The sequence below is a fragment of the Streptomyces sp. NPDC087215 genome, from assembly GCF_044744885.1.
GTDB lineage: Bacteria > Actinomycetota > Actinomycetes > Streptomycetales > Streptomycetaceae > Streptomyces.
This window is the reverse complement of record NZ_JBIUZD010000019.1, coordinates 1-25371: the sequence shown is the minus strand read 5'-3', so window position 1 is coordinate 25371 and position 25371 is coordinate 1. Positions and strand designations below refer to the sequence as shown.

Here is a 25371-nt window from a genome sequence, read left to right as displayed (position 1 = left end):
CGACAAGGTGACTGAAGCGATCCTCCTGGTCGGTGGCAAGGGAACGAGGCTGCGACCGCTCACGGTCAACACGCCCAAGCCCATGGTTCCGGCGGCGGGCGTCCCCTTCCTGACGCACCAGCTGGCCCGCGCCCGCGCCGCCGGCGTCGAGCACATCGTGCTCGCCACCTCCTACCTGGCCGAGGTCTTCGAGCCGCACTTCGGCGACGGTTCCTCGCTCGGGCTGAGCCTGGAGTACGTGACCGAGGAGGAGCCGCTGGGCACCGGCGGCGCGATACGCAACGTGGCGTCCAGGCTCAGATCCGGCCCCGACGACCCGGTCCTCATCTTCAACGGGGACATCCTCACCGGTCTCGACATCCGGGCGCTGGTCGCCACCCACGCCGACTCCGGCGCGGACGTCTCGCTCCACCTCACCCGGGTCGACGACCCGCGCGCCTTCGGGCTGGTCCCCACGGACGACACCGGGCGCGTCACGGCCTTCCTGGAGAAGCCGCAGACGCCGGAGGAGATCGTCACCGACCAGATCAACGCGGGCGCGTACGTCTTCCGGCGCTCGGTCATCGACACGATCCCCACCGGACGGCCCGTCTCCGTCGAGCGGGAGACCTTCCCGCAGCTGCTCGCCGGGGGCGCCCACCTCCAGGGCATGGTCGACTCCACGTACTGGCTGGACCTCGGCACCCCCCAGGCGTTCGTACGCGGCTCCGCCGATCTGGTCCTCGGCCGCGCCCCGTCCCCCGCGGTGCCGGGCCGCTGCGGCGACCGGCTGGTCCTGCCGACGGCCCGGGTCGCCCCGGACGCCAAGCTGACCGGCGGTACGGTCGTCGGCGCCGACGCGGTCGTCGGCGAGGGCGCCAGGATCAGCGGCTCGACGCTCCTCGCGGGCGCGGTGGTCGAACCCGGCGCGGTGATCACCGACTCCCTGATCGGCGCGGGCGCCCGCATCGGAGCCCGTACGGTCCTCACCGGCGCGGTGATAGGCGACGGTGCCCAGGTGGGCGCGGACAACGAACTCCGCGACGGCGTCAGGATCTGGTGCGACGCCACCCTCCCCCCGGGTGCGGTCCGCTTCTCCTCGGACCAGTAGGACTCAGGCCCGGCGGGGCCCACCGGGCAGCCGGTGGGTGATGTGCCGCCGGGCCCCGGCGCGCCGGAGGGCCCAGGGGGGGGCGGGCTCCGCCGAGCGCCCCGGCCCGAGAGGCGCCGCCACCGGGTGAGCCTCCCGCCCGAGCCCCGGCGGGCCGTCCGGCCCGAGACCCGCCGGGCCTCACGGGCGGGCGGTCTCCGCGAGCCGCCGGGGCTCACGGGGCCCCTGGCCCCTGGCCCCGCTCCGGTGGAGCCCCTCCCCGGTGGGCCGCCCGGCCTCGTACGGTCCCGTTCCCGCGAGCCGACCGCCGGGCCACGGGCCTGCCGGTCCCGAGTCCGCGGTCCCGGGCCCGTCGGTCCCGGGCCCGTCGAGCCGAGCCGCCCGGTCCTCCCTCCGGTCCGACTACCCTCGCCTACATGGCCGGCCGTTTCACGCCCCCCGCTCGCCCCGCGCGCGCCAGTGCGCGCGGCGGGCATGTGGTCGTGCCGCTCGCCGGGGGCGCCCCGCTCGATCTGGGGCTCACGCTCGGACCGCTCCGGCGCGGTCCCGCCGACCCCGCCTTCCGGGTCACCCCGGACGGTTCCGTCTGGCGGGCCAGCCGGACACCGGAGGGACCCGGCACGCTCCGGGTCGCCGTCCACGAGGGGCGGGCCGTCGCCGAGGCGTGGGGCGCGGGCGGCCCCTGGCTCCTGGACCGGCTCCCGGCGCTGCTCGGCGCCGAGGACGACCCGGCGGCCTTCGTCCCCCGGCACAAGCTGCTCCTGGCGGCGCACCGGCGCCGCCCCGGGCTCCGCCTCACCCGGACCGGTCTGGTCCTGGAGACGCTGATCCCCACGGTCCTCGAACAGAAGGTGACGGCGGACGAGGCCTACCGGTCCTGGCGGCTGCTCGTGCGGAAGTACGGCGAGCCCGCGCCGGGCCCGGCGCCCGACGGCATGTACGTGATGCCGGACGCGCGCGGATGGGCGGCGATCCCCTCCTGGGAGTGGCACCGCGCGAACGTGGACGGCAGCCGTTCGGCGACGATCGTCCGCGCGGCACGGGTGGCCGCCCGTCTGGAGGAGGCCGCGGGGATGGACCCGGCGGCGGCCCGCGAGCGCCTGGAACTGGTCCCGGGCATCGGCCCCTGGACGAGCGCCGAGACGGTCCAGCGCAGCAACGGCGCCCCGGACGAGGTCACCACGGGCGACCTGCACCTGCCGGGCATCGTCGGCTGGGCCCTCGCGGGCGACCGTACGGCCGACGACGCCACCATGCTGGAGCTCCTGGCCCCCTACGCGGGCCAGCGCCACCGCGCCGCCCGTCTGATCCTCCTCAGCGGCCGGGTCCCGCCCCGCAGGGCACCGAGGATGACCCCGGGCGACATCACCCGCATCTGAGCCCGCATCCGAGCCCTGAGCCCGGCCGGGGAAAGCGGCCGGGGAAAGCGGTCCCCGGCACGGCTCCCGGGCCTCCCGGCGGGCACGGCTCCCCGAGCCTCCCGCCGCCTACTCCGAGTCCGGATGCAGCTGCACCCATCGCCCGCCGATCCGCTTCATCTCCACGCCGTAGTACGGCGGGGGCGCGGCGGGAGCCGGGCTCCGGGCCCCGGTGGCAGGCGCGGACGGCGTCCGGCCCCGTCCGGAAGCGTCCTTCCCCACGGAGACCCTCTTCGGGGCGGCGGCCTTCTTCGCCGGGGCCGCTCTCCCGGCCGACGCGGAGGTCTTCCCGGTGGACGCGGAGGTCTTCCCGGCGGACGAGGCCGCCTTCCTCGCAGCCGCCGCCGCCTTCTTCGCGGCCCGCTCCTTCTCCGCGTCCCGGGCCTTCCGCGCGTCCCGCTCGCGCAGCTCGTCGATCCGGCGCAGCATCTGGGCCCGGCTCATCGGCTTCGGGGCCTTCGGCTTCGTGGCGGCGGCCCGGGTGGCCGCCGCGACCGCCACCCGGACGGGCACGCCCGTCACCGGGCGGCACGCGCGGTGCGCGGGCCGCCGGTCACCGACGAGGACGAGCTTCTTCTCGCTGACGGGCTGCGCGCAGACGACACACCGTCTGAGCCCCGCACTGCTGGACGTGGACATGACCCCCCTGGTCTCGCTCGGCCGAGGCCAGTGCCCCGGTCCGTCGGACGGCAGGCCTTTTCCGCGTGGACGGTAGCCCCCGGTGGCCCCCGGGGGCTACCGCACCTCGATGAACTCCGACGCCGTCCGGGCCGCCCGTTCCCTCGGGGCCGTCGCCGGGTGGCCGATCGCCACCGCGCCCAGCGGGTCCCAGTCGGCGGGCAGGCCGAGGACCTCCCGTACGACGTCCCGGCAGAACATCGTCGAGGACACCCACGCCGAGCCCAGCCGCTCGCCCGCGAGCGCCACCAGGAAGTTCTGCACGCCCGCGCCCGCCGCGACCACGAACATCTCGCGCTCGGCGGTGTCCCGGCGCGGGTCGCCGTAGTGGTGGGAGCCGTCCATGACGAGACAGGGCACGGCCAGGTAGGGCGCGGCGCGCAGGACGTCTCCGCGCCGCACCCGCTTGGCGACGGACTCCTCGGACTTCCCGTCCCGCCGCAGGTCCGCGATCCACGCGTCCCGCATCGCGTCGAGCAGCCGGGTCCGCGCCCGCTCCGACTCCAGGAGCACGAACCGCCACGGCGTGGTGTGGTGCGGGGCGGGCGCCGTCACGGCGGCGGCGACCGCACGCCGTACCGCCCCGGGATCGACCGGCTCGCCGGTGAACTCCCGTACGGTCCGCCGCAGCGTCACCGCCTCCCGTACGGCCTCCGAGGTGCCCAGCCGGAACATGTCGTCGGCGGCCCCGCGCACCAGCGCCCGCGCCCCCGGCTCGTCGTCCCCCGCGACCACGTGCGGCAGCCCCCGGACGACGGCGACCGGCAGCCCGGCCGCCTTGCCCTTCACCAGGTCCCCGGCGGCGGCGAGTTCGTCGGCGGTGGCGACCACGGTCGCGCTCAGCGGATTGCCGTGCGCGTCCGTCCCGCCCCGCAGGTCGTCGAGGACCCGCAGCCCGGCCGCCCCGATCGCCACGTCGGTCAGCCCGGCGCGCCAGGGGCGCCCGAAGGTGTCGGTGACGACGACGCCCACGTCCACGCCGAGCGCCTCGCGCAGCCCGGCCCGGATGCGGCGGGCCGAGGCGTCGGGGTCCTCGGGCAGCAACAGGATCGTTCCGGCGGGGGTGTTGGAGGCGTCGACCCCGGCGGCGGCCATGACGAGCCCCTGCCGGTTCTCGACGATCCGCAGGGTGCCGCGCCGCGCCACCACCCGTACGGTCTCGGCGTCGATGGCCTCCTCGCGGTCGGCGGCGGCGACCACCCGGCCCTCGGCCTTGCTCACGATCTTGGAGGTGACGAGGAGGACGTCCCCGTCGGCGAGCTCCGGCACGGCCCCGGCGATCAGCTTCGCGAGGTCGTCACCGGCCGCCACCTCGGGCAGTCCGGCCGGTGCCCAGACCCGGTAGGAGGGGGGCGCGCCGGTCATCCGCGCACCTCCTCGGCGAGCGCCAGCGCTTCCCGTGCCATCGCGGCCGTCGCGTCGGTGTCGGTCATCATCAGCGGGACCGCCCGGCAGCGGATGCCCGCCGCCTCGACGTCCGCGACCGCGTCCGCGTCGACGGTGTCGACGAGCCAGCCGCCGATGAGCCCGGCGCCGTAGTTCCGGGCGACGGCCGCCGCCGTGGACTCCACGCCGACCGCCGCGAGCACCTTGTCGGCCATGCCCCGCACGGGCGCGTCGCCGACGATGGGGGAGAGGCCCACGACCGGCGCGGGCGAGGCGACGACCGCCTCGCGGATGCCGGGCACGGCCAGGATCGTCCCGACGCTGACGACGGGGTTGGACGGCGGGAAGAGGATGACGTCCGCCGAGGCGAGGGCCTCCAGGACGCCGGGTGCGGGCTTCGCGGTCTCGGCGCCGACCGGCACGATCGCCTCGGCGTCCACGGAGGCGCGCAGCTTCACCCAGTACTCCTGGAAGTGCACCGCGCGCCGCTCCCCGTCCACCTCGATCGCCACGTGCGTCTCGACGCGGTCGTCGGACATGGGCAGCAGGCGCACGCCGGGCTGCCAGCGGGCGCACAGCGCCTCGGTGACGGCGCTCAGCGGATAGCCCGCGCCGAGCATCTGCGTACGGACGATGTGAGTGGCGAAGTCCCGGTCGCCGAGCCCGAACCACTCGGGCCCGACGCCGTAGGCCGCGAGTTCCCCCTTGACGGTGAAGGACTCGTCGCGGCGGCCCCAGCCCTGTTCCTCGTCGATGCCACCGCCGAGGGTGTACATCACCGTGTCCAGGTCGGGGCAGACCTTCAGCCCGAAGAGATGGATGTCGTCACCGGTGTTGCCGATGACCGTGATCTCCGCGTCCGGCGCGGCCTGCTTGAGGCCGCGAAGGAAACGGGCACCACCGATGCCGCCGGCCAGAACCACAATGCGCATGTGCGGCAGTCTGTCAGGCCGTCAGGCGACGACGGCCTCAGGGGCGGCCGGGGCGGCCGGGGCGCACCGGGCGCGCGGCGACTCGTGCATGGGCATCTCGGTGAGGCCGGGGAAGTAGACGTGCAGGCTGACGGCGGGTTCGAGGGAGTCGTTGACGACCTCGTGGACGTACCCCGGCGCGAAGACGCGTTCCCCGCCGGGCGTGAGCGTCCGCGCGCCCCGGTCCGTGCGCTCGGTCAGCTCACCCTCCAGGACGGTCAGCACACCGGAGGAGGGGCCGTGGTCGTGGCCCCCGCTGCCCTGGCCGGGCACCCAGGAGAGCAGCCACACCTCGTAGCCGGGGCCGGTGCGCAGCCGGTGGTACCAGCGGGTGGTGGTGTCGTACTCGACGTACGGGGCCCACTGGGAGCGGTCGGCGGCGATGGAACGCGCGAGCCCGGCGAACTCGGCCACGGTGACGGGGTGGGCGCGCTCGGGCTGGAGGAGGTGCGGGACCTCGAGGATGTCGCCGGCGATCTGAAGGTCGCTGTCCATGTTCATGGGTGGGGAGGTTCCTCAGCAGAAACAGAAGCGGTGGGGGGTCACGGAGAAGTGGTGACGCGAGTGACGCAGGGTGACGCTGAAAGGAAAAGCTGGAGCTCTACGGCATCAACAGCTGGGACAGCAACAGCAACAGCGCGCCTGGACAGCGCTGCGGAACCCACGGCGGTGGGTCGCGGAGTGCGCTGCGGTCGCTGACATGCCACCAAAGGTGGCCGGAAGCGCACCCGACTGTCAACCCAATGCCCGATTTGACGGTAATGTTTCACTCATCCGGTTACTGTGCGTGGAGAAAGGTTTGTTCGCGCGCTGACCAGGAGAGGCGGCGTTTCGACGGGCCCGCCGGGCGGGCGCGCGTGACCGGACTGTGATTCGGCTCGCTTCCCCGGCCGGATCGCAACAAGATCCGCGCCTCGAACGTCCTTCCTGGTGAAGGTGTCCGGCATCGTCGTGCTGGTGCCTTGTGTCATGTTTTTGGTGATTTGAACACTTTCCGCATACGCTTGGTTCCGCAGAGTGAATACCGGACCCAATAGCAGATCTCGGCTTGACTCACGCAGAGCACAAACTTGTAATTTCACTCGTGTCGTTCGGCCGGGTACGCAACGGCAACACCACGGGGACGCACAGAACAGACGAGGGGCGCACATGACCGAGTTGTTCCAGGAACTGCTGGTCGAGGACGCGGACGAAGAACTCGGCTGGCAGGAGCGCGCACTGTGCGCCCAGACCGATCCCGAGTCCTTCTTCCCGGAGAAGGGCGGCTCGACCCGCGAAGCCAAGAAGGTCTGCCTCGCCTGTGAGGTCCGCTCGGAGTGTCTTGAATACGCCCTCCAGAACGACGAACGCTTCGGCATCTGGGGCGGTCTCTCCGAACGTGAGCGACGTCGGCTGAAGAAGGCCGCCGTCTGAACGGCACACCGCCCGCCGGGCGCCCCGCGCCCCGACGCGCACACCGCGCCACGCAGACCACCACGGAACGGTCCGCCCCCTGTGCACCATCCACGGGCGGCGGACCGTTCCGCGTTTCCCCGGGAGGCCGTCAGGGACGCCCGGGGACCCGGCTCTCGCACTGCCGGTGAACCGCGCGCGCCCCGGTCCGTGAGCCTCCCGGGTTCGTGAGTCACCCCTGTCCGTGAACCGCACCCGGTCCGTGAGTCACCCGGTCGGTGAGCCCCCCGGGTTCGTAAGCCCCCCGGGTCCGTGAGCCGCGCTCGCCGGGCCGTGGCCCCAGCCGGGAAGCACGGAAGCGCGGGAAGCCCGGAGGCCGGGAGCCGGAAGCGCGGGAAGCCCGGGAGCCGGGAGCGCCAGCAACCCGCCCCCCCCGTCCTCCCCCGCCCACCTCACATCCCCCGCGCCCTTCCCCGCCCTTCTCCGTTCTGTCCCGCCCTGTCCACAGGCGATGGACACGTTCCTCCCGCTCTGTCCACAGGGCGGCGGACCGCTCCGCGCACAGCCGTTAGTGTGGGCCTCCGTCCGAGACGCACCCCACGCCCCCCGCGGGCGACCCCGGCCGGAGGGCCCGTAGCTCGATGTCCTCAACTCCTGAGTTTCCGCGACACGTCGTCACCGCCGTGCTCGTCACCCACGACGGCGCACGCTGGCTGCCGGACGCCCTCGCCGGGCTGCTCGCCCAGGAACGCCCCGTGCAGAACGCCGTCGCCGCCGACACCGGCAGCGCCGACGACTCGGCCCAGCTCCTCGCCGACGCCCTCGGAGCCGACCGCGTCCTGCACCTCGCGCGCCGCACCGGCTTCGGCGCCGCCGTCGAGGAGGCGTCCCGCACCGCGCCCCTGCTCGGAGCGGAGGACCTGCCCTATCTGAAGCGACCCAGCGGCTGGGACCCCGTCAGCCGGACCTGGAACGACGACGCGTACGACCTCCCCGAACTCCCGCACGGCGAACCGGTCCAGTGGCTCTGGCTCCTCCACGACGACTGCGCCCCCGAGCCCGGCGCCCTCGCCGAACTCCTCCGCGTCGCCGACTCCGACGCGGACGCCGCCGTCATCGGCCCCAAACTGCGCGGCTGGTACGACCGCAAGCAGCTCCTGGAGGCCGGTGTCTCCATCGCCCGCAGCGGCCGCCGCTGGACCGGACTCGACCGCCGCGAGCAGGACCAGGGCCAGCACGACCAGGTCCGCTCCGTCCTCTCCGTCTCCACCGCGGGCATGTTGATCCGCCGTGACGTCTTCGAGGAACTCGGCGGCTTCGACCGCCGCCTGCCCCTCATGCGCGACGACGTCGACCTGTGCTGGCGCGCCCACTCCGCGGGACACCGCGTCCTGGTCGCCCCCGAAGCCGTCCTCCGGCACGCCGAGGCCGCCGCCCGCGAGCGCCGCACCGTCGACTGCGCCGGACGCACCGCCGCCAACCCGCACCGCGTCGACAAGGCCGGAGCCGTCCACACCCTCCTCGCCAACACCCGGGGCGCCGCCCTCCCGTACGTCTTCGTCCGTCTCGTCCTCGGCACCCTGTTCCGCACCCTCGCCTACCTCGTCGGCAAGGCCCCCGTGCAGGCCGTCGACGAACTCATGGGCCTCCTCACGACCCTGCTGCGCCCCGAGAAGATCCTCGCCGCCCGCAAGCGCCGCAAGAACCCGGCCGTCCCCGCGAGCGAACTCCGCCCGCTGTTCCCGCCGCCCGGCGCCACCGTGCGCGCCGCCGTCGAACAGTTCACCGCCGACTTCGGCGGCTCCGAGGCCGAGCCCGGCGGCTCCCGCCACGGCGTCGTCGAGTCGGGCCCCGGCGGCGACGACGCCGACTACCTGGAGGTCGAGCAGTTCGCCCGGCTGAAGAAGATCGCCCGCAAACCGGGCCCGGTCCTCTTCGCCCTGCTGCTCCTGATCTCCCTCGTCGCCTGCCGCAACCTCCTCGCGGGCGGCTCGCTCGCGGGCGGCGCCCTGCTGCCCGCCCCCGACACCGTCTCCGGCCTCTGGTCGCGGTACGCCGACTCCTGGCACGCCCTCGGCACCGGCGGCACCCAGAGCGCCCCGCCCTACCTCGCCGTCCTGGCCGCGCTCTCCGCGCTCTTCCTCGGCTCCACCTCCACCGCGCTGACCCTGCTGCTCGTCTGCTCGGTCCCGCTCGCGGGCTGCACCGCGTACTTCGCCGCCCGGGGCATCGTCGAGTCCCGCCTCCTGCGCGCGTGGGGCGCCATCGCGTACGCCTTCCTGCCCGCCGCCACCGGCGCCCTCGCCACCGGCCGCCTCGGCACCGCGGTCCTCGCGGTCCTGCTGCCGCTCACGGCCCGCGCCGCCGTCGCCGCGCACGGCTTCAACCGGCCCGACCGGGGCAGTTGGCGCGCCACCTGGGCGTACACCCTCCTGCTCACCTTCACGACCGCGTTCACCCCGGTCGTCTGGCCGCTCGCGGTCCTCCTCGGGCTCGGCGTGCTCGTCGTCCGCCGCTCCGACATCACCGCGTACGGGCTGCGCTTCCTCGCCACCGCCGGCACCCCGCTGCTCGTCCTCGCGCCCTGGTCGCTCACCCTGCTGACCGACCCCGCCGCCTTCCTCCACGAGGCCGGGCTCGACGTCCGTACGGGCACGGCCACCGCGCTCGACCTGCTCGGCACCAGCCCCGGCGGCCCCGGCACCACCGGCGGCCTCCTCCTGCTCGGCCTCGTCCTCGCCGGTCTGGCCGGACTGCTCCGCGAGGAGCGGCAGCTCGCCGTCCGCGCCGCCTGGGCCGCCGCCCTCGCCGGACTCCTCCTCGCCGTCCTCTCGAACGGCGCGGGAGGCACCGGCTGGGCCGGACCCGCCACCCTCGTCTACGGCGCCGCCCTCATCGCCGCGGGCATGATCGGCGCCGAGGGCGGTCGCACCCGCGTCGCCGCCCACGGCTTCGGCTGGCGCCAGCCCGTCGCCGCCCTCATCGCCCTCGCCTGCGCCATCGGCCCGGCCGCCGCCGCCGTCGGCTGGATGATCGGCGGCGCCGACGGCCCGCTGACCCGCCGCGACCCCGTGCAGGTACCGGCGTTCGTCGCCGAGGAGAGCGGCACCCGCGACCAGCCCCGCACCCTCGTCCTCGGCGCGGGCGCCCCCGGCGAGGTCGCCTACACCCTGGTCAGGGGTTCCGGCGCCCGCCTCGGCGACGGCGAACTCACCGCCGCCGCCGACCCCGACCGGCGCCTCGACTCCGTCGTCGCCCATCTGGTCGCGGGCTCCGGCGCCGACCAGACCCAGGAGCTCAGCGGGTACGCCGTCCGCTACGTCCTCGTCCGCGACGGCGCCCCGCGCGAGCTGGGCCGGGTCCTCGACTCCACCCCCGGTCTCAGCCGCCTCAGCCAGCTCGACGGCAGCGCGCTCTGGCGCGTCGACCGCGAGATCGCCCGGATCATGATCGTCCCGCCCGCCGCGAAGAACCCCGACGCGGCCCCGGCCGACACCGCGAAGGCGGCCGCCCCGGTCGCCGTCGCCGCCGGTCCCGTCGAGGCGCACACCGAGGTCCCGGCCGGTCCCGCAGGCCGTGTCCTGCGCCTCGCCGACCGCGCCGACGACGGCTGGACCGCCACCCTCGACGGCAAGGAACTGCCCCGCACCACCGTCGACGGCTGGGCCCAGGGCTTCGAGCTGCCCGCCGGTGGCGGCCGCCTCGACGTCACGTACGACCAGCCGTTCACGCACACCGTGTGGATCTGGATCCAGGTCGGCCTCGCGGTCGTCCTGCTCGTCCTCGCCCTGCCCGGACGGCGCCGCCAGATCGACGACGACCTGCCCGAGGAGGAGACGGCGATCCCCGCCCAGGCCACCGAGGGCGACAGCCGCCGGGCCCGCCGACTGCGCGCCGCCGCCGAGGCGGAGGCCGAGGCGGAGACGGAAGAGCCCGGGACCGACCCGGAGGGGGCCCACGACCCGGAGCGGCAGACGTACGAGCCCCAGGAGTGGGACGCCGACGGACACCCGCGGGTCCCCGCCCAGCAGCAGCCCCCGGTCTACGCCGAGCAGACCGGCTACCCCGGCCAGGAGTACTCCGCCGACCCGTACCAGCAGCCGTACGCGTACCCCCAGCAGGGCTACGACCAGCAGCCGTACCCGGACCAGCCGTACCCGGACCAGCCGTACCCGGACCAGGGCTACGCCCAGCCGCAGACGTACGAGGGACAGCAGACGTACGAAGAGCAGCGGCGGTACGAGGGACAGCAGACGTACGACGGCGGACAGGGCTACGACCCCCAGAACCCCCAGAACGCCCCCCGGAGTCCCCAGAACCCCCCGAGCTACGACCCGTACGGCTACGGCCAGGGATACGCCCAGGACCCAGAGCACCAGCAGCGTCCCGACGGGAGCAGCAACCAGTGAAGCGCACCACCCTCTCCCTGATCGCGGCCGCCACGGCCCTCGCCGCCGTCACCGGCTTCGCGTCCCTCACCGCCCCCGGTGGCCCCACCGCCCCCGAGGCCAAGGCCCCCGCCCGGCTGCCGGTGCAGCGCGCCGGAGTGGTCTGCCCGGCCCCCAGCACCTCCGAGGTCGCCGAGACCCTCTACACCTCGTACACCCCGCCGAGCGCCACGGGCACGGGCACGGGCCAGAACAACCCGGCCGGGAAGGCCGAGCGGCCCACCGCCCGGCTGCGGCCCGCCGCGAACGCCGCCACCGACGGCACCGGCAAGAAGCCCAGGACGGCCAAGGCCCCGGCCACCGTCACCGCCCCCGGCAAGCCCGTCACCTCCCAGGCCGACGGCAGCGGCGTCCCCGCGCTCGCGGGCGCCGCGACCGGCTCCCTCGCCCCCGGCTGGACCGTCCAGCAGACCACCGTCGTCCCGGCGGGCGGCGCGCGCGGTCTGCGCGGCCTCTCCTGCGGAGTCCCCGACACCGACTTCTGGTTCCCGGCCGCCTCCACCGCCACGGGACGCCAGGACTACGTCCACCTCACCAACCCGGACGACACGGCGGCCGTCGCCGACATCCAGCTCTACGGGGCCAAGGGCGCCCTCAAGTCCCAGTTCACCGAGGGCATCCCGGTCCCGCCCCGCTCCACCGTCCCGGTCCTCCTGTCCACCCTCACCGCCGAGCCCGGCCAGTGGGACGTCACCGTCCATGTCACCACCCGCAGCGGCCGGATCGGCGCCGCCCTCGCCGCCGCCGACGAGAAGCTCGGCGGCGACTGGCTCCCGGCTTCCGCCGACCCGGCGGGCTCCGCCGTGTTCCCCGGCATCCCGGCCGACGCCACCTCCGTGCGCGTGGCGGCCTACGTCCCCGGCGACGACGACGCCGACCTCAAGGTCCAGCTGGCCACCGCGACCGGCACGATCGTCCCGGCGGGCGCCGACAGCCTCCTCGTGAAGTCCGGGATGACGGCCTCCCTCGACCTGCCCGACCTCACCCGGGGCCAGACCGCCTCCCTGATCCTCACCCCGAGCGACCCGAAGAAGCCGGTGCCGTTCGTCGCCGCGCTCCAGATCGTCCGGGGCAAGGGAGCCAGGACGGAGATCGCGTTCGTGCCCGCGACGGCCCCCGTCGCCGCCCGCGCGACCGTCGCCGACAACCGGGCCAAGGCCTCGACACTGGCCCTGACGGCGGTCGGCTCCGCCGCCCAGGTGAAGATCACCGCCTCGGCCGGGTCCGCCGGGGGCACGCCCGTGTCGAGGACCGTGACCGTGAAGGCGGGCACCACGACCGCCGTCACCGACCTCGTCCCCGAGGGACTCAAGGGCTCCTACGCGCTGACCGTGGAACCGGTCTCCGGCGGCAAGGTGTACGCGTCGCGGATGCTGGCGCTCCCGCAGGACGGCGTCCCGATGTTCACCGTCCAGCCCCTCCTGGACGACCGGGGCATGGTGGAGGTCCCGGCGGCCCGCCAGGACCTCGGCGTCCTGGACTGACCGCCCCCCGGAGACCGGGCATCCCCTGGGGGCGGGCTTCCCCACGGGACGCGGGTCCCCTACGGCATCCCCCGTACCGCTCAGTCCTGCCCGTACCGGGGATCGACGGACTCGGGGGAGAGGCCCAGCAGCTCCGCGACCTGCTCCACGACCACCTCGTGGACCAGGAGCGCCCGGTCCTCACGGCTCTTGGAGCGGATCTCGACCGGCCGCCGGTAGACGACGACCCGGGCGGGCTCGCCCTTCTCCGCGGGCGCGGACCCGCCCAGCGGCACCGTCTCGCCCGGCACCGGCGGCGGCACCTCCATCACCAGGAACTCGACGTCCGCCAGCTGCGGCCAGCGCCGCTCCAGGCGCTCCACCGAGTCCAGCACCAGATCGCGGAAGGTGTCGGACCGGCTCGCGGAGAGCGGCACCTGCGGCGGGGCGACGGGCCCCCGCATCCCCCGGCCGTGCCGGTCACGACGGCGCACCCGGGGCTCCGCCGGGGGCTCCGTGGGGCTCTGCTGGGGGCTCGGCGGCACAGGACTGTCCATCACTGACGCAGCGTAACCCTCCTCGGTCCCCGCGCACGGTGAAGCATCCCCGCCACCCTCCGGCGCGCTCCCACCCGTCCGCCCGGCCCCGCGTCGAAACCAGAACATTCCGGCCAATCGTCCGCTCGTTCCCGTGGTCCGAGGTGATCGGCCATCTGGCCGTGGACGGGAAGATCCGTACCCCGCGACGTCCGGACCGACTCCCGGGCGCACCTCCTTGGGAGCCTTCCCCCGCAGGTCGGAAGAGCCCGCCCGGAGGGCCCGGCGGCGGAGGTCGCACCACGACACGGTGGAGTGACCTGAGGGAGAGTCGTCGCGGCCCGCTCAAGAGTGCGGTACCGTCCAACGTCGTGAGCCCTGTACGTCGCTGTTCGCGCACCGCGTGCGGCCGCCCTGCCGTCGCGACACTGACGTACGTCTATGCCGACTCGACTGCGGTCCTCGGCCCGCTCGCCACCTACGCCGAGCCCCACTGCTACGACCTGTGCGCCCAGCACAGCGAGCGCCTCACCGCCCCGCGCGGCTGGGAGGTCGTGCGGCTCACCGACGGTTCCGCCCCGCCCCGCCCCACCGGCGACGACCTCGAAGCCCTGGCCAACGCGGTACGGGAGGCGGCCCGCCCCCAGGAACGCGCGGCCGAGGCGGGCGGCAAGGGCCGGGGCGGCGACCCCATGGAGGTCGGCCGCCGAGGGCACCTCAGGGTCCTGCGCTCCCCCGACAGCTGACCGCAACCGGCCACCGTCGCGTCCCCCCTCCGGCGCTCCGGGTAGTTTGGGCGTTCCGTACACGCGCCGCACCGCGTGGAAGAACATCAGGAGGGTGGATCCGTGACTGCCGATCTGTCGCAGATCGTGAAGGCGTACGACGTCCGCGGAGTGGTCCCCGACCAGTGGGACGAGACCCTGGCCGAGCTCTTCGGCGCGGCCTTCGTACGGGTGACCCGGGCCGACGCGATCGTCATCGGCCACGACATGCGCCCCTCGTCGCCCGGCCTCTCGAACGCCTTCGCGCGCGGCGCGGCCCGCCTCGGCGCCGACGTCACCCTGATCGGGCTCTGCTCCACCGATCAGCTGTACTTCGCCTCCGGCAGCCTCGGCCTGCCCGGCGCCATGTTCACCGCCTCGCACAACCCGGCCCAGTACAACGGCATCAAGATGTGCCGCGCGGGCGCCGCCCCGGTCGGCCAGGACACCGGCCTGACCGAGATCCGCGAACTGACCGAGCGCTGGTCGGAGACCGGAGCGCCGGAGGCCGCCGCGACCCCGGGCGGGATCACCGAGCGGGACACCCTCACCGACTACGCGGACCATCTGAGGTCGCTGGTCGACCTGACCGCGATCCGGCCCCTCAAGGTCGTCGTCGACGCGGGCAACGGCATGGGCGGTCACACCGTCCCCACGGTCCTCGACGGGCTGCCCCTGGACGTCGTCCCGATGTACTTCGAGCTGGACGGCACCTTCCCGAACCACGAGGCCAACCCGCTCGACCCGAAGAACATCGTCGACCTCCAGGCCCGTGTCCTGGCCGAGGGCGCCGACCTCGGCCTCGCCTTCGACGGCGACGCCGACCGCTGCTTCGTCGTCGACGAGCGCGGCGAGCCCGTCCCCCCCTCCGCGATCACGGCCCTCGTCGCCGCCCGCGAACTGGCGAAGCACCCCGGCGGAACGATCATCCACAACCTGATCACCTCCTGGTCGGTGCCGGAGGTCGTCCGCGAGAACGGCGGCGAACCCGTCCGCACCCGTGTCGGCCACTCCTTCATCAAGGAGGAGATGGCGAAGAGCGGCGCGATCTTCGGCGGCGAGCACTCGGCGCACTACTACTTCAAGGACTTCTGGAACGCGGACACCGGGATGCTCGCCGCGCTCCACGTCCTCGCCGCCCTCGGCGGCCAGGACGGCACCCTGTCCGACCTGGTCTCCGCGTACGACCGCTACGCGGCCTCGGGCGAGATCAACTCCACCGTCGCCGACCAGACGGCCAGCACCACCAAGGTGCGCGCGGCGTACGAGAACGGGGACGTCGTCCTCGACGAGCTCGACGGCCTCACGGTGACGGCCGGGGACTGGTGGTTCAACCTCCGCGCCTCGAACACCGAGCCGCTGCTGCGCCTCAACGTCGAGGCCCGTGACGCGGCCACCATGGCCAAGGTCCGCGACGAGGTCCTCGCCCTGGTCCGGGCGACGGACTGAGCCGGGCGTCCGCCGGGGGACGGGGCGGCCCCCGCCCCCCGGCGGTAGGCTGACCTGGCCCGTAGGGCAGCACCACCACCGTTTGTCCGAAGGGAAACCCCATGCCGCTCGAAGCCGGCCTCCTGGAGATCCTGGCCTGCCCCGCGTGCCACGCTCCGCTGAACGACCGCACGGCGGACGAGACCCCCGAACTGCTCTGCACCAGCAAGGACTGCGGCCTCGCGTACCCGGTCCGCGACGACATCCCGGTCCTCCTGACGGACGAGGCCCGCCGCCCGTCCTGACCCGGGGACGCCCCCGAGAAGGGGATACGTCTCCGGGGCCGACGGCCAGGCCCGGCCCGGCCGCCGGGGAGCCGCCCGCCCGGGTTCGACCGGACACACCCGACCGAGCATCGCGGGCCTCCGGGACCGGAAGCCACGGAGACCCGTCCACGTCCGGACGCGACTCCGGCCCAGGACCACCCCGGAAGAGCCACCCGGGAAGGCACGGCTCCGGGACGGACCCGGCCAGAAGGGGCCGTCCCAGAAAGACCCCCGGGAAGAGCCCGCCACGACGGAACCCGTCGGAAGGCCGCTCCCGAAGGGACCGCCTGGGACATGGACCACTCCCGACGACCTGTTCCGGAAGGACAGCTCAGGGAAAGAGCCGCCTGGTGGGGGACCGCTACGAAGGGACCCGGTCATGAGCCACCGCTCCTGGAGGGCCCGTCTTCGGACGCCCCGCTTCCGGATCGGCCGCCTTCGGACGGACCGGCCTCGGCCGGACCGGTCCGCAAGACTCGTTCCCGGAAGGCTCCTTCCCGGAAGGGCCGTCCGGAGAAGGTCCTTCCGGACGGACGGGACCGGAAAGCCCCGCTCCTGGGAGGACGGTCACGGGGAGAGAGATCACCCCGGTGGCCCCGGCCGGGAGCGCTGCCCCGGAGGGACCGTCCCAAGAAGGCCGGTCCGGGCGGACGGTCCGGGAGGGCAGCTCCCGCGGCCGACCCGCCACCGGGACTCCCGCCCACCCCGCACCGGACAGGCGATCCCGGCCCGTCCACCCGGGCCGGGGCCGACCGCCCACGGCGAGCACCCCCACCGGAAGGCCCGCACCTCCGCCCTCCCCGCCGCACTGGTGGTGCGGGCGGGAGCTCCACCGAGCCCGACCGGCGGCCGTACCCACCAGAAGCCCGTACACCCCGCACTCCGGCCACCCGGCCGGGCACCCGCACACGGTGCGCCCCGCGCGAATCGCCCCGCACGGGCCCCCGCACCCAGACAGCCCGCACCCCCAGGGAGGCACCGCACCATGCTCGACGAGACGCTCCTCGACGCCCCGGACGCCCTCGCTCTGGCCGACCGCCGGGGCCTCCTCCGTGCCGCCGCCGAGGCGGGCGCGCGGGTCAGGACCGCCGCCCGGCACGCGACGGAGGCGGGCATCGCGGACCTCCGCCCCGAGGGCCGCCCCCGCGCGGTCCTCGTCGCGGGCCCCGGCGCGGCGGCCGTGGCCGTCGCCGACCTGGTCGGCGCCCTCGCCGGAGCCGCTGCCCCCGTCGTACGCCTCGGGCCGACCGGCGTGGCCCCGGCGGGGGGCGCGCTGCGCTGGACGCTGCCCGGCTGGGCCGGTCCCGTGGACCTCCTCCTGCTGCCGACGACGGACGGCTCGGAGCCTGGCCTGGCGCTCCTCGCGGAGCAGGCGTACCGGCGCGGGATCACCGTGGTGGCCGTCGCCCCGAGGACGGCCCCGCTCGCGGAGACCGTCAGCGGCTCGGTGGGCCTGTTCGTCCCGATGGCCGTCGCCCCGAACGAGTCGCCCGACGAGCACACCGAGGGCATCGCGGCCGGTCCCGGCGCCCTGTGGGCCCTGTTCACCCCGCTCCTCGCGCTCCTGGACCGGGTCGGTCTGCTGGAGGCCCCGCCGGAGACGCTGGAGAAGGTCGCCGACCGGCTGGACCGTACGGCCGAACGCTGCGGCCCGGCCGTCGCCACCTACGGCAACCCGGCGAAGACCCTCGCCGCCGAACTCGCCGAGTCCCTCCCGCTGATCTGGACGGAGGGCCCGGCGGCGGGCCCCGCGGGCCGCCGGTTCGCCGCGGTCCTCGCCGAGCTGGCCGGGCTGCCCGCGCTGGCGGCGGAACTGCCGGAGGCGCTGCCCGCGCACGGCGTCCTGCTGGCGGGCGGCTTCGCGGCGGGCGCCGACCCGGACGACTTCTTCCGGGACCGGGTGGAGGAACCGCAGGCCCTCCGGGCCCGGGTGGTACTGCTCCGCGACCGACCGGTGGACGGTCTGACGGCCGCGCACGCGGCCCGCGAACTCGCCCTCGACCACGACACGGCCGTCAGCGAACTGGAGCCGGAGGAGGGCGGCGACCTGGAGAGACTGGCGGAACTGCTCGCCGTCACGGACTTCGCCGCGGTCTACCTCGCCCTGGCGACCCCCGGACGCACGGCCTCCTGAAACCCCGCACTCACCCCCCCCGTAAACCCGCACTCCCGCTCAAGCCCCCGCACCCCCGCACTCAACCCTCCGTAAACCCGCACTCAAGCCCCCGTAACCCCCTCGTCACCCACCCCCTGTCACCTGTCTCCCGACACCCCGCACCCTTCGTCACCACCCCGAGGAGCTGGCAGGCACCATGGACCGCCTCGTCAACACCGTCCGCCCGTACGCCTGGGGCTCCACGACGTCCATCCCGCGACTGCTCGGCACCGATCCGACCGGTGAGCCGCAGGCCGAGCTGTGGATGGGCGCCCACCCCGGCGCCCCCTCCCGCACCGCCCGCGGACCGCTGAACGAACTGATCGAAGCCGATCCCGTACGCGAACTGGGCCGTCCCTCCGTGGACAAGTTCGGTCCCCGCCTCCCGTTCCTCCTCAAGGTGCTCGCCGCGGGCGCCCCGCTCTCCCTCCAGGTCCACCCCGACCTCGCGCGGGCGCGGACCGGTTTCGCCGCCGAGGAGGCCGCGGGCATCCCGGCCGACGCACCCCACCGCACGTACAAGGACGCCAACCACAAGCCCGAACTGATCTGCGCCCTCACCCCCTTCGAGGGCCTGTGCGGCTTCCGCGCCCCGGCCGAGGCCGCCGACCTCCTCGCGGACCTGGGCGTCGACACGCTCAAGCCGTACGTGGACCTGCTGCACGCCCAGCCCGAGGAAGCCGCGCTCCGCGAGGTCCTGACGGCGCTGCTGACCGCCGACCCGGAGGACATGGCGGAGACCGTCGCCGACGCGGCCGCCGCCGCCGGCCGTCTGGGCGGCGCCCTCGCCCCGTACGCGAGCCTCGCCCACCACTACCCGCGCGACCCCGGCGTCATCGCCGCCATGCTGCTGAACCACGTCAGGCTCCAGCCCGGCGAGGCCCTCTACCTGGGCGCGGGCGTCCCGCACGCCTACCTCGACGGCCTCGGCGTCGAGATCATGGCCAACTCCGACAACGTGCTGCGCTGCGGACTCACCCCCAAGCACGTCGACGTCCCCGAACTCCTCCGGGTGGTCCGGTTCGAGCCCTCCGACCCGGGCGTCCTGCGCCCCGAGGCGTCCGCGACGGGCGAGGAGGTCTACGACACCCCGACCGACGAGTTCCGCCTCTCCCGGTTCGTACGGGCCGAGGGCGCCGCGCCCAACGACCTGACCGCGGCCACCCCGCAGATCCTGCTCGCCGTCGCGGGCCGCCCCAGGGCGGGCGACCTGACCCTCACCCCCGGCGGATCGGTCTTCGTCCCGGCGGGCGAAACCCTCGAACTCACCGGTCCGGGTACGGTCTTCCGCGCCACCGTCGTGGCCTGATGCAACAATGACCGGCCGAACCGCGGCGACAGAACCGGTGCATCGACGAAGGGACCACGTACACCCATGAGTGCGTCAGGCGGAACCAAGGCGATCGTCGCGGCACTCGCCGCCAACCTGGCGATCGCCGTAGCGAAGTTCGTGGCGTTCCTCTTCAGCGGCTCGTCGTCCATGCTCGCGGAGAGCGTCCACTCGCTGGCCGACTCCGGCAACCAGGGCCTGCTGCTCCTCGGCGGCAAGCGGGCCCAGCGCGACGCCACCCCGCAGCACCCCTTCGGCTACGGCCGCGAACGGTACATCTACGCCTTCCTCGTCTCGATCGTCCTCTTCTCCGTCGGCGGCATGTTCGCCGTCTACGAGGGCTACGAGAAGATCAAGCAACCGCACGCGATCGAGGCCTGGTACTGGCCGGTCGGGGTCCTGGTCTTCGCGATCATCGCGGAGTCCTTCTCCTTCCGCACCGCCATCAAGGAGTCGAACCCGCTGCGCGGCAACCTCTCCTGGAAGGAGTTCGTGCGCCGCGCCAAGGCGCCCGAACTGCCCGTCGTCCTCCTGGAGGACCTCGGCGCCCTCGTCGGTCTGGTCCTCGCGCTCGGCGGCGTCGGCCTCGCCCTGCTGACCGGCAACGGCGTCTGGGACGGCATCGGCACCCTCTGCATCGGCATCCTCCTCATCCTGATCGCGGTCGTCCTGGCGGTCGAGACCAAGTCGCTGCTGCTCGGCGAGTCCGCGGGCATCGAAGAGGTCCGGAAGATCGAGGCGGCGGTCGTCGACGGCGACACCGTCACCCGCCTCATCCACATGCGCACCCTCCACCTCGGCCCCGAGGAACTCCTCGTCGCCGCCAAGATCGCCGTCCGGCACGACGAATCGGCCACCGAGGTCGCGGAGGCCATCAACGCCGCCGAAGCCCGCATCCGCGCCGCCGTCCCGATCGCCCGGGTCATCTACCTGGAACCGGACATCTACAGCGAGAAGGCCGCGGCGACCGGCGAGAACCCCGCCAAGGCCCCCGACGCCCCCGCCCACTGACCGGCCCGGCCCACCGGCCCGGCCCCGACGGGCCCCACCGTCCCGGGACCCCCGCGCGCCTTCCGCCGCGGGGGTCCCGCGCGTCCGTAAGCACCCCGGGGGCCGGTCCTCGACGGAATGCGGACTGTGGCCCGCCGGGCCGACCGGTGTAGATTCGTGACCAGCCAGACGTCGCTGCTGATGGCGGTCGGGCGGTCCGCGAGGACCGGCCGAGGGAGAGAGGGCCTCCGACGACGGCACCGTGGAAGACCCCGGGCACCCGTGTGCCCAGGGGAGTTCCGTGGCGCCCGGCGCCCACGACCCTCACACCCGAACACACGAGGAGCAGCACCGTCATGACGACCGCCGCACCCCAGGACTTCAAGGTCGCCGATCTCTCCCTGGCCGTCTTCGGCCGCAAGGAGATCACCCTCGCCGAGCACGAGATGCCCGGTCTGATGTCGATCCGCCGCGAGTACGCCGAGCAGCAGCCGCTCGCCGGCGCCCGCGTCACCGGCTCCCTGCACATGACCGTGCAGACCGCCGTCCTCATCGAGACCCTCGTCGACCTCGGCGCCGAGGTCCGCTGGGCCTCCTGCAACATCTACTCCACCCAGGACCACGCCGCCGCGGCCATCGCCGTCGGCCCGAACGGCACCCCCGAGGACCCGAAGGGCGTCCCGGTCTTCGCCTGGAAGGGCGAGACCCTGGAGGAGTACTGGTGGTGCACCGAGCAGGCCCTCACCTGGCCGAACTCGCCCACCGGCGGCCCGAACATGATCCTCGACGACGGCGGTGACGCCACCCTCCTCGTCCACAAGGGCGTCGAGTTCGAGAAGGCCGGCTCGGCCCCGGACCCGTCGACGGCGGACAGCGAGGAGTACGGCTACATCCTCCGCCTCCTCAACCGCACCCTCGGCGAGAACCCGCAGAAGTGGACCCAGCTGGCGTCCGAGATCCGCGGCGTCACCGAGGAGACCACCACCGGTGTCCACCGTCTGTACGAGATGCAGCAGGCGGGCTCCCTCCTCTTCCCGGCGATCAACGTGAACGACGCCGTGACGAAGTCGAAGTTCGACAACAAGTACGGCTGCCGCCACTCCCTGATCGACGGCATCAACCGTGCCACCGACGTCCTCATCGGCGGCAAGACGGCCGTCGTCTTCGGCTACGGCGACGTCGGCAAGGGCTGCGCGGAGTCCCTGCGCGGCCAGGGCGCCCGGGTGATCGTCACCGAGATCGACCCGATCTGCGCGCTCCAGGCGGCGATGGACGGCTACCAGGTGGCGACCCTCGACGACGTCGTGGAGACCGCCGACATCTTCATCACCACCACCGGCAACAAGGACATCATCATGGCCGGGGACATGGCCAAGATGAAGCACCAGGCGATCGTCGGCAACATCGGCCACTTCGACAACGAGATCGACATGGCCGGTCTCGCCAAGGTCGAAGGCATCGTCAAGGACGAGGTCAAGCCGCAGGTCCACACCTGGAAGTTCCCCGACGGCAAGGTCCTCATCGTCCTGTCCGAGGGCCGCCTCCTCAACCTGGGCAACGCCACCGGCCACCCGTCCTTCGTGATGTCGAACTCCTTCGCGGACCAGACCCTGGCCCAGATCGAGCTCTTCACCAAGCCGGAGGAGTACCCGACCGACGTCTATGTGCTGCCCAAGCACCTGGACGAGAAGGTCGCCCGCCTCCACCTCGACGCCCTCGGCGTCCGGCTGACCACCCTCCGCCCCGAGCAGGCCGCCTACATCGGCGTCCAGGTCGACGGCCCGTACAAGCCGGACCACTACCGCTACTGATGCCCCGGACGGCGACGGCCGCGCACTGACGCACCGCCGCCCCGGCCACCCGTAACGGAATCAGGCAGGCCCCCCGCACCCCGTGCCGGGGGCCTGCCCCGTCCCACCGCTCCCGGAAGCCCCCGAGGACCCATGCCCCGCGGCCGATATTCGCTCCACGACCCGCACGACCACACCCCCCTCGGCGAAGAACACTTCCACTGCGCGCCCGGCCCCTCCGGCTGGCGCTACGTCTCACGGACCACCACCCCCACCGGCGACCACCGGGGCTCCGTCGACCTGGCCGTCGACGAACTCGGCCGTCCCCTCCGGCTCGAACTCCACGCCGCCGGCTGGCAGGTCCGCGGCGCGGCCCTCGACGGCGTCACCTGGGTCCGCACGGACCCCACCGGAGCCGAAGCCGACCAAGGCAATGTGCGCGCCCACGCCTTCACCGGAACGTCCCCGTCCTTCCTCGTCGCCCTCACACGACTTCTGCGTCTCACCCCCGCGTCCCCGGAGACCCGTGTCAGGCTCGTCGCCTTCACGGACCCCGTGCTCGCCCCCCTCACGATCGACCAGTCCTGGGCCCTGCTGAGAAGTGAAGCGCACCCCACTGACAACGGCCCCCTGACAGTGGACGAATACCAGGTCAGCGGCCTGGAGACGGGCGAGAGGCACACGGTCCACATCGCGGGTGACGTCGTCCTCGCGGCCCCCGGCATCGAACTAGAGGACCTGGACACCCCGCCCTCCGTCTTCCCCTGACGGACCGGCGCCCGGCCCCGTCAGGCGGGCGGCGCGAACCCGGTGGCGGCCGGAGCCGAAACCCCGCCCGGGACGGGGGAGCCGCCCGTGTCCTGAACCCCGGCCACCGGCGGACCGCCCGGGACGACAGGACCCGGCGGAACACCCTCCGGCCCACCACCACCGACACCCGGCACCCCGCCCGGCACACCGGACACCTCGCGCGCTTCGGACGCCTCGGGCGGCGGGAACGAGCCCGAGGGCCCCGGAGCGAACGCCCGCCGGGCGTCCCGCGCCTGCCGCTCGGCGACGACCCCCGCGAGATACGCGTCGGCGGACACCCCCGGCGGCGGGGGCGCCCCGGTCCGCGCCACCAGCTCGTCGGCCAGCCGCTCCGCGAGCCGCCGGCCCACCGCCTGGTCCAGCTCGCGCGCGCGCGTGAGGTACTGCCGGGCCTCCAGCCACAGCGCCTCGGGCACGGCGGAGAGGTCGAGCCCGGTGAACCGGCCCACCAGCCACGGCGGCGGCGGAGGGACCACCGGCGTCCGCGCCGCGGCCGGTATCCGCTCCCGAACGACCAGCGTCCCGGCGAAGACGTCCCCGAGCCGCCGCCCGCGCTCCGACACCAGCGAAGCGACACAGGCGACGACCCCGAAGGTCATCAGGATCTCCACGACTCCCATCGCCCCGCGCACCAGCGCGTGCCGGAACCGGATCGGCCCGCCGTCGTCCCGCACCACCCGCAGCCCGCAGGCCAGCTTCCCCAGGGACCGCCCGTGCGTCAGCGTCTCCACCGCGATCGGCGCCCCCACCAGGATCAACAGGAAGGAGGCGATCGACAGCGCCGTGCCGGCCGCCTCGTCCAGCGAAGCCGTGGCGACCGCGAGGACCAGGGTGACCACCAGATACACGGCCCACACCGCCACCAGGTCGATGAGCACCGCCAGCGTCCGGCTCGGCAGCCGCGCGGGCTGCACCCCCAGGACGACAGCGTCCCCCGTCACGAGACCACTCACCGCACCCACCCTTCTCCCGACCTTCCGGACCCCTCCGAACGCCAGTCTGCCAAGCTGACCGGCAGCGCGCCGCAGCAGTACGGACCGTCCGCCGCCGAAAGCCCGGGAGCAGCAGCCGATCATGGACCTCGACGTCTACGTCACCGCCCACCGGGCCGAATGGGAACGCCTCGACCACCTGCTCCGCCGTGGCCGGAAGCTCACCGGAGCGGAGGCCGACGAACTCGTCGCCCTCTACCAGCGCACGGCCACCCATCTGTCGATCGTCCAGTCCAGCGCCCCGGACCCGGTGCTCACCGCCCGGCTCACCCAGCTGGTGGCCCGCGCCCGCGCCACCGTCACCGGCACCCGCCGCGCCTCCTGGCGCGACGCGGCCCGCTTCCTGGCCGCCGGATTCCCGGCCGCGGTCTACCGTTCCCGGCACTGGTGGGTCCCCACCGCACTCCTCTCCACCCTGCTCGCGGCCCTCATCGGCTGGTGGATCGGCACGCACCCGGAGGTCCAGGCGACCCTCGGCGCGTCCGCCGACCTCCGCGAGATGACCCGCCCCGGCGGGCAGTACGAGACGTACTACTCCAGCCACCCGGCGGCGTCCTTCGCCGCCCAGGTCTGGACGAACAACGCCCAGGCCGCCGCCATGTGCCTGGTCCTCGGCGCGTTCCTGGGCATCCCGGTGCTCTGGATCCTCTTCATGAACATGCTGAACGTCGGGGTCGGCATCGGCCTGATGGCCTCCGCGGGCCGTCTCGACGTCTTCCTGGGTCTGATCCTTCCGCACGGCCTGCTCGAACTGACGGCCGTCTTCGTCGCCGCCGGTACGGGCCTCCGCCTCGGCTGGACGGTCATCGACCCGGGCCCGACCACCCGCCGGGCGGCCCTGGCCGAACGCGGACGGGCCGCCGTCGGCATGGCGATAGGCCTCGCGCTGGTTCTCTTCGTCTCGGGTCTGATCGAAGGCTTCGTCACCCCGTCGGGCCTCCCCACCTGGGCCCGCATCACCATCGGCATCGTCGCTGAGCTGCTCTTCCTCCTCTACGTGTACGTCCTCGGCGGCCGAGCCGCCCGTGCGGGCGAACAGGGGGACCTGGCGGAGTCCGACCGCGGCGCCGCCCAGCCGACCGCCGCCTGATGTGCGTACGACCCCGCTGACCTGCTAAGGTCCTCCGGTGCCCACAAAAGTCATTGACATGACTGGCGTGGGGAGGTAGATTCAAACGGTTGCCTAGAACTGGACAGTTCGGCAGCGACCAAGTAGGATTCCACTCGCTCCGGTCGGGAATTCATTCCACGGAGCCACTCCGATTCTCATCCGAATCACGAAAGCCACCGATTAGGTCGGCCCAAATGATTCTGATAAAGTCGGAACCGCCGAAAGGCCCCCGGAGTGAAAGCGAAAGGGACCGGAAAGCACCGAGGAAATCGGGTCGGAAAGATCTGATAGAG

The 25371-nt window shown here is 73.9% G+C and carries 20 protein-coding genes; 14 read left to right on the top strand and 6 right to left on the bottom strand.

The window, feature by feature from the left end; translation table 11 throughout:
* The first annotated feature begins 7 nt into the window (after positions 1-7).
* Positions 8-1090, top strand: a complete 1083-nt coding sequence (locus ACIO92_RS30945; RefSeq protein WP_366443778.1) for an NDP-sugar synthase — start codon at positions 8-10, stop codon at positions 1088-1090.
* 416 nt (positions 1091-1506) lie between these two features.
* Complete coding sequence (locus ACIO92_RS30940) at positions 1507-2469, top strand: DNA-3-methyladenine glycosylase family protein (RefSeq protein WP_402283754.1); 963 nt, start codon at positions 1507-1509, stop codon at positions 2467-2469.
* 108 nt (positions 2470-2577) lie between these two features.
* Here ACIO92_RS30940 and ACIO92_RS30935 read toward each other — a convergent pair whose 3' ends face one another.
* From ACIO92_RS30935 to ACIO92_RS30920, 4 genes are all read right to left on the bottom strand, one after another.
* Complete coding sequence (locus ACIO92_RS30935; RefSeq protein ID WP_402059016.1) at positions 2578-3147, bottom strand: hypothetical protein; 570 nt, start codon at positions 3145-3147, stop codon at positions 2578-2580.
* 96 nt (positions 3148-3243) lie between these two features.
* Positions 3244-4551: a coenzyme F420-0:L-glutamate ligase gene (locus ACIO92_RS30930; protein ID WP_402283752.1), complete on the bottom strand. Its 1308-nt coding sequence runs from the start codon at positions 4549-4551 to the stop codon at positions 3244-3246.
* Positions 4548-5504, bottom strand: coding sequence for a 2-phospho-L-lactate transferase (cofD, locus tag ACIO92_RS30925; RefSeq protein WP_366443774.1), 957 nt, complete (start codon positions 5502-5504; stop codon positions 4548-4550). The genes ACIO92_RS30930 and cofD overlap by 4 nt, the downstream gene beginning before the upstream one ends.
* Positions 5505-5525: 21 nt before the next feature.
* Positions 5526-6044: a cysteine dioxygenase gene (locus ACIO92_RS30920; protein ID WP_402283750.1), complete on the bottom strand. Its 519-nt coding sequence runs from the start codon at positions 6042-6044 to the stop codon at positions 5526-5528.
* 648 nt (positions 6045-6692) lie between these two features.
* Here ACIO92_RS30920 and ACIO92_RS30915 point away from each other — a divergent pair.
* The 3 genes from ACIO92_RS30915 to ACIO92_RS30905 all read left to right on the top strand — a co-directional run bounded on the left by ACIO92_RS30915 (position 6693) and on the right by ACIO92_RS30905 (position 12867).
* Positions 6693-6956, top strand: a complete 264-nt coding sequence (locus ACIO92_RS30915; protein ID WP_015033978.1) for a WhiB family transcriptional regulator — start codon at positions 6693-6695, stop codon at positions 6954-6956.
* A 620-nt stretch (positions 6957-7576) separates the two neighbouring features.
* A complete protein-coding gene (locus tag ACIO92_RS30910) occupies positions 7577-11344 on the top strand; it encodes a glycosyltransferase (protein WP_402283748.1) in 3768 nt (1255 codons plus the stop codon).
* Positions 11341-12867, top strand: coding sequence for a DUF5719 family protein (locus ACIO92_RS30905; RefSeq protein WP_402283746.1), 1527 nt, complete (start codon positions 11341-11343; stop codon positions 12865-12867). The genes ACIO92_RS30910 and ACIO92_RS30905 overlap by 4 nt, the downstream gene beginning before the upstream one ends.
* 80 nt (positions 12868-12947) lie before the next feature.
* Here ACIO92_RS30905 and ACIO92_RS30900 read toward each other — a convergent pair whose 3' ends face one another.
* Entirely contained in the window at positions 12948-13403 is a 456-nt protein-coding gene (locus ACIO92_RS30900) for a metallopeptidase family protein (RefSeq protein ID WP_351791675.1), read from the bottom strand.
* Positions 13404-13702: 299 nt separating this feature from the next.
* On the opposite strand from ACIO92_RS30900, the gene ACIO92_RS30895 reads away from it, so the two are divergent.
* From ACIO92_RS30895 to ACIO92_RS30860, 8 genes are all read left to right on the top strand, one after another.
* On the top strand, positions 13703-14128 hold the full coding sequence (locus ACIO92_RS30895) for a DUF3499 domain-containing protein (RefSeq protein ID WP_402283798.1): 426 nt from the start codon (positions 13703-13705) through the stop codon (positions 14126-14128).
* Between the two features lie 102 nt (positions 14129-14230).
* A complete protein-coding gene (locus ACIO92_RS30890) occupies positions 14231-15595 on the top strand; it encodes a phosphomannomutase/phosphoglucomutase (protein ID WP_366443770.1) in 1365 nt (454 codons plus the stop codon).
* A gap of 101 nt (positions 15596-15696) precedes the next feature.
* Positions 15697-15879, top strand: a complete 183-nt coding sequence (locus tag ACIO92_RS30885; RefSeq protein ID WP_366443769.1) for a Trm112 family protein — start codon at positions 15697-15699, stop codon at positions 15877-15879.
* 1006 nt (positions 15880-16885) lie between these two features.
* On the top strand, positions 16886-18034 hold the full coding sequence (locus ACIO92_RS30880) for an SIS domain-containing protein (RefSeq protein ID WP_366443768.1): 1149 nt from the start codon (positions 16886-16888) through the stop codon (positions 18032-18034).
* Positions 18035-18212: 178 nt separating this feature from the next.
* Positions 18213-19364, top strand: a complete 1152-nt coding sequence (gene manA, locus ACIO92_RS30875; protein WP_402283743.1) for a mannose-6-phosphate isomerase, class I — start codon at positions 18213-18215, stop codon at positions 19362-19364.
* 66 nt (positions 19365-19430) lie between these two features.
* Entirely contained in the window at positions 19431-20396 is a 966-nt protein-coding gene (locus ACIO92_RS30870) for a cation diffusion facilitator family transporter (RefSeq protein ID WP_366443766.1), read from the top strand.
* Positions 20397-20731: 335 nt separating this feature from the next.
* Entirely contained in the window at positions 20732-22186 is a 1455-nt protein-coding gene (gene ahcY, locus ACIO92_RS30865; protein ID WP_366443765.1) for an adenosylhomocysteinase, read from the top strand.
* 132 nt (positions 22187-22318) lie between these two features.
* Complete coding sequence (locus ACIO92_RS30860) at positions 22319-22933, top strand: hypothetical protein (protein ID WP_402059003.1); 615 nt, start codon at positions 22319-22321, stop codon at positions 22931-22933.
* A gap of 20 nt (positions 22934-22953) precedes the next feature.
* Here ACIO92_RS30860 and ACIO92_RS30855 read toward each other — a convergent pair whose 3' ends face one another.
* The gene (locus ACIO92_RS30855) at positions 22954-23928 is read right to left on the bottom strand and encodes an RDD family protein (protein WP_402283740.1); all 975 of its coding nucleotides are present in this window, start codon (positions 23926-23928) and stop codon (positions 22954-22956) included.
* Positions 23929-24049: 121 nt separating this feature from the next.
* Between ACIO92_RS30855 and ACIO92_RS30850 the strand changes: the two genes are divergently transcribed.
* Positions 24050-25057 carry a stage II sporulation protein M gene (locus tag ACIO92_RS30850; protein WP_366443762.1) on the top strand — a complete coding sequence of 336 codons (1008 nt, stop codon included), beginning with the start codon at positions 24050-24052 and terminating at the stop codon, positions 25055-25057.
* Positions 25058-25371 lie beyond the last annotated feature (314 nt).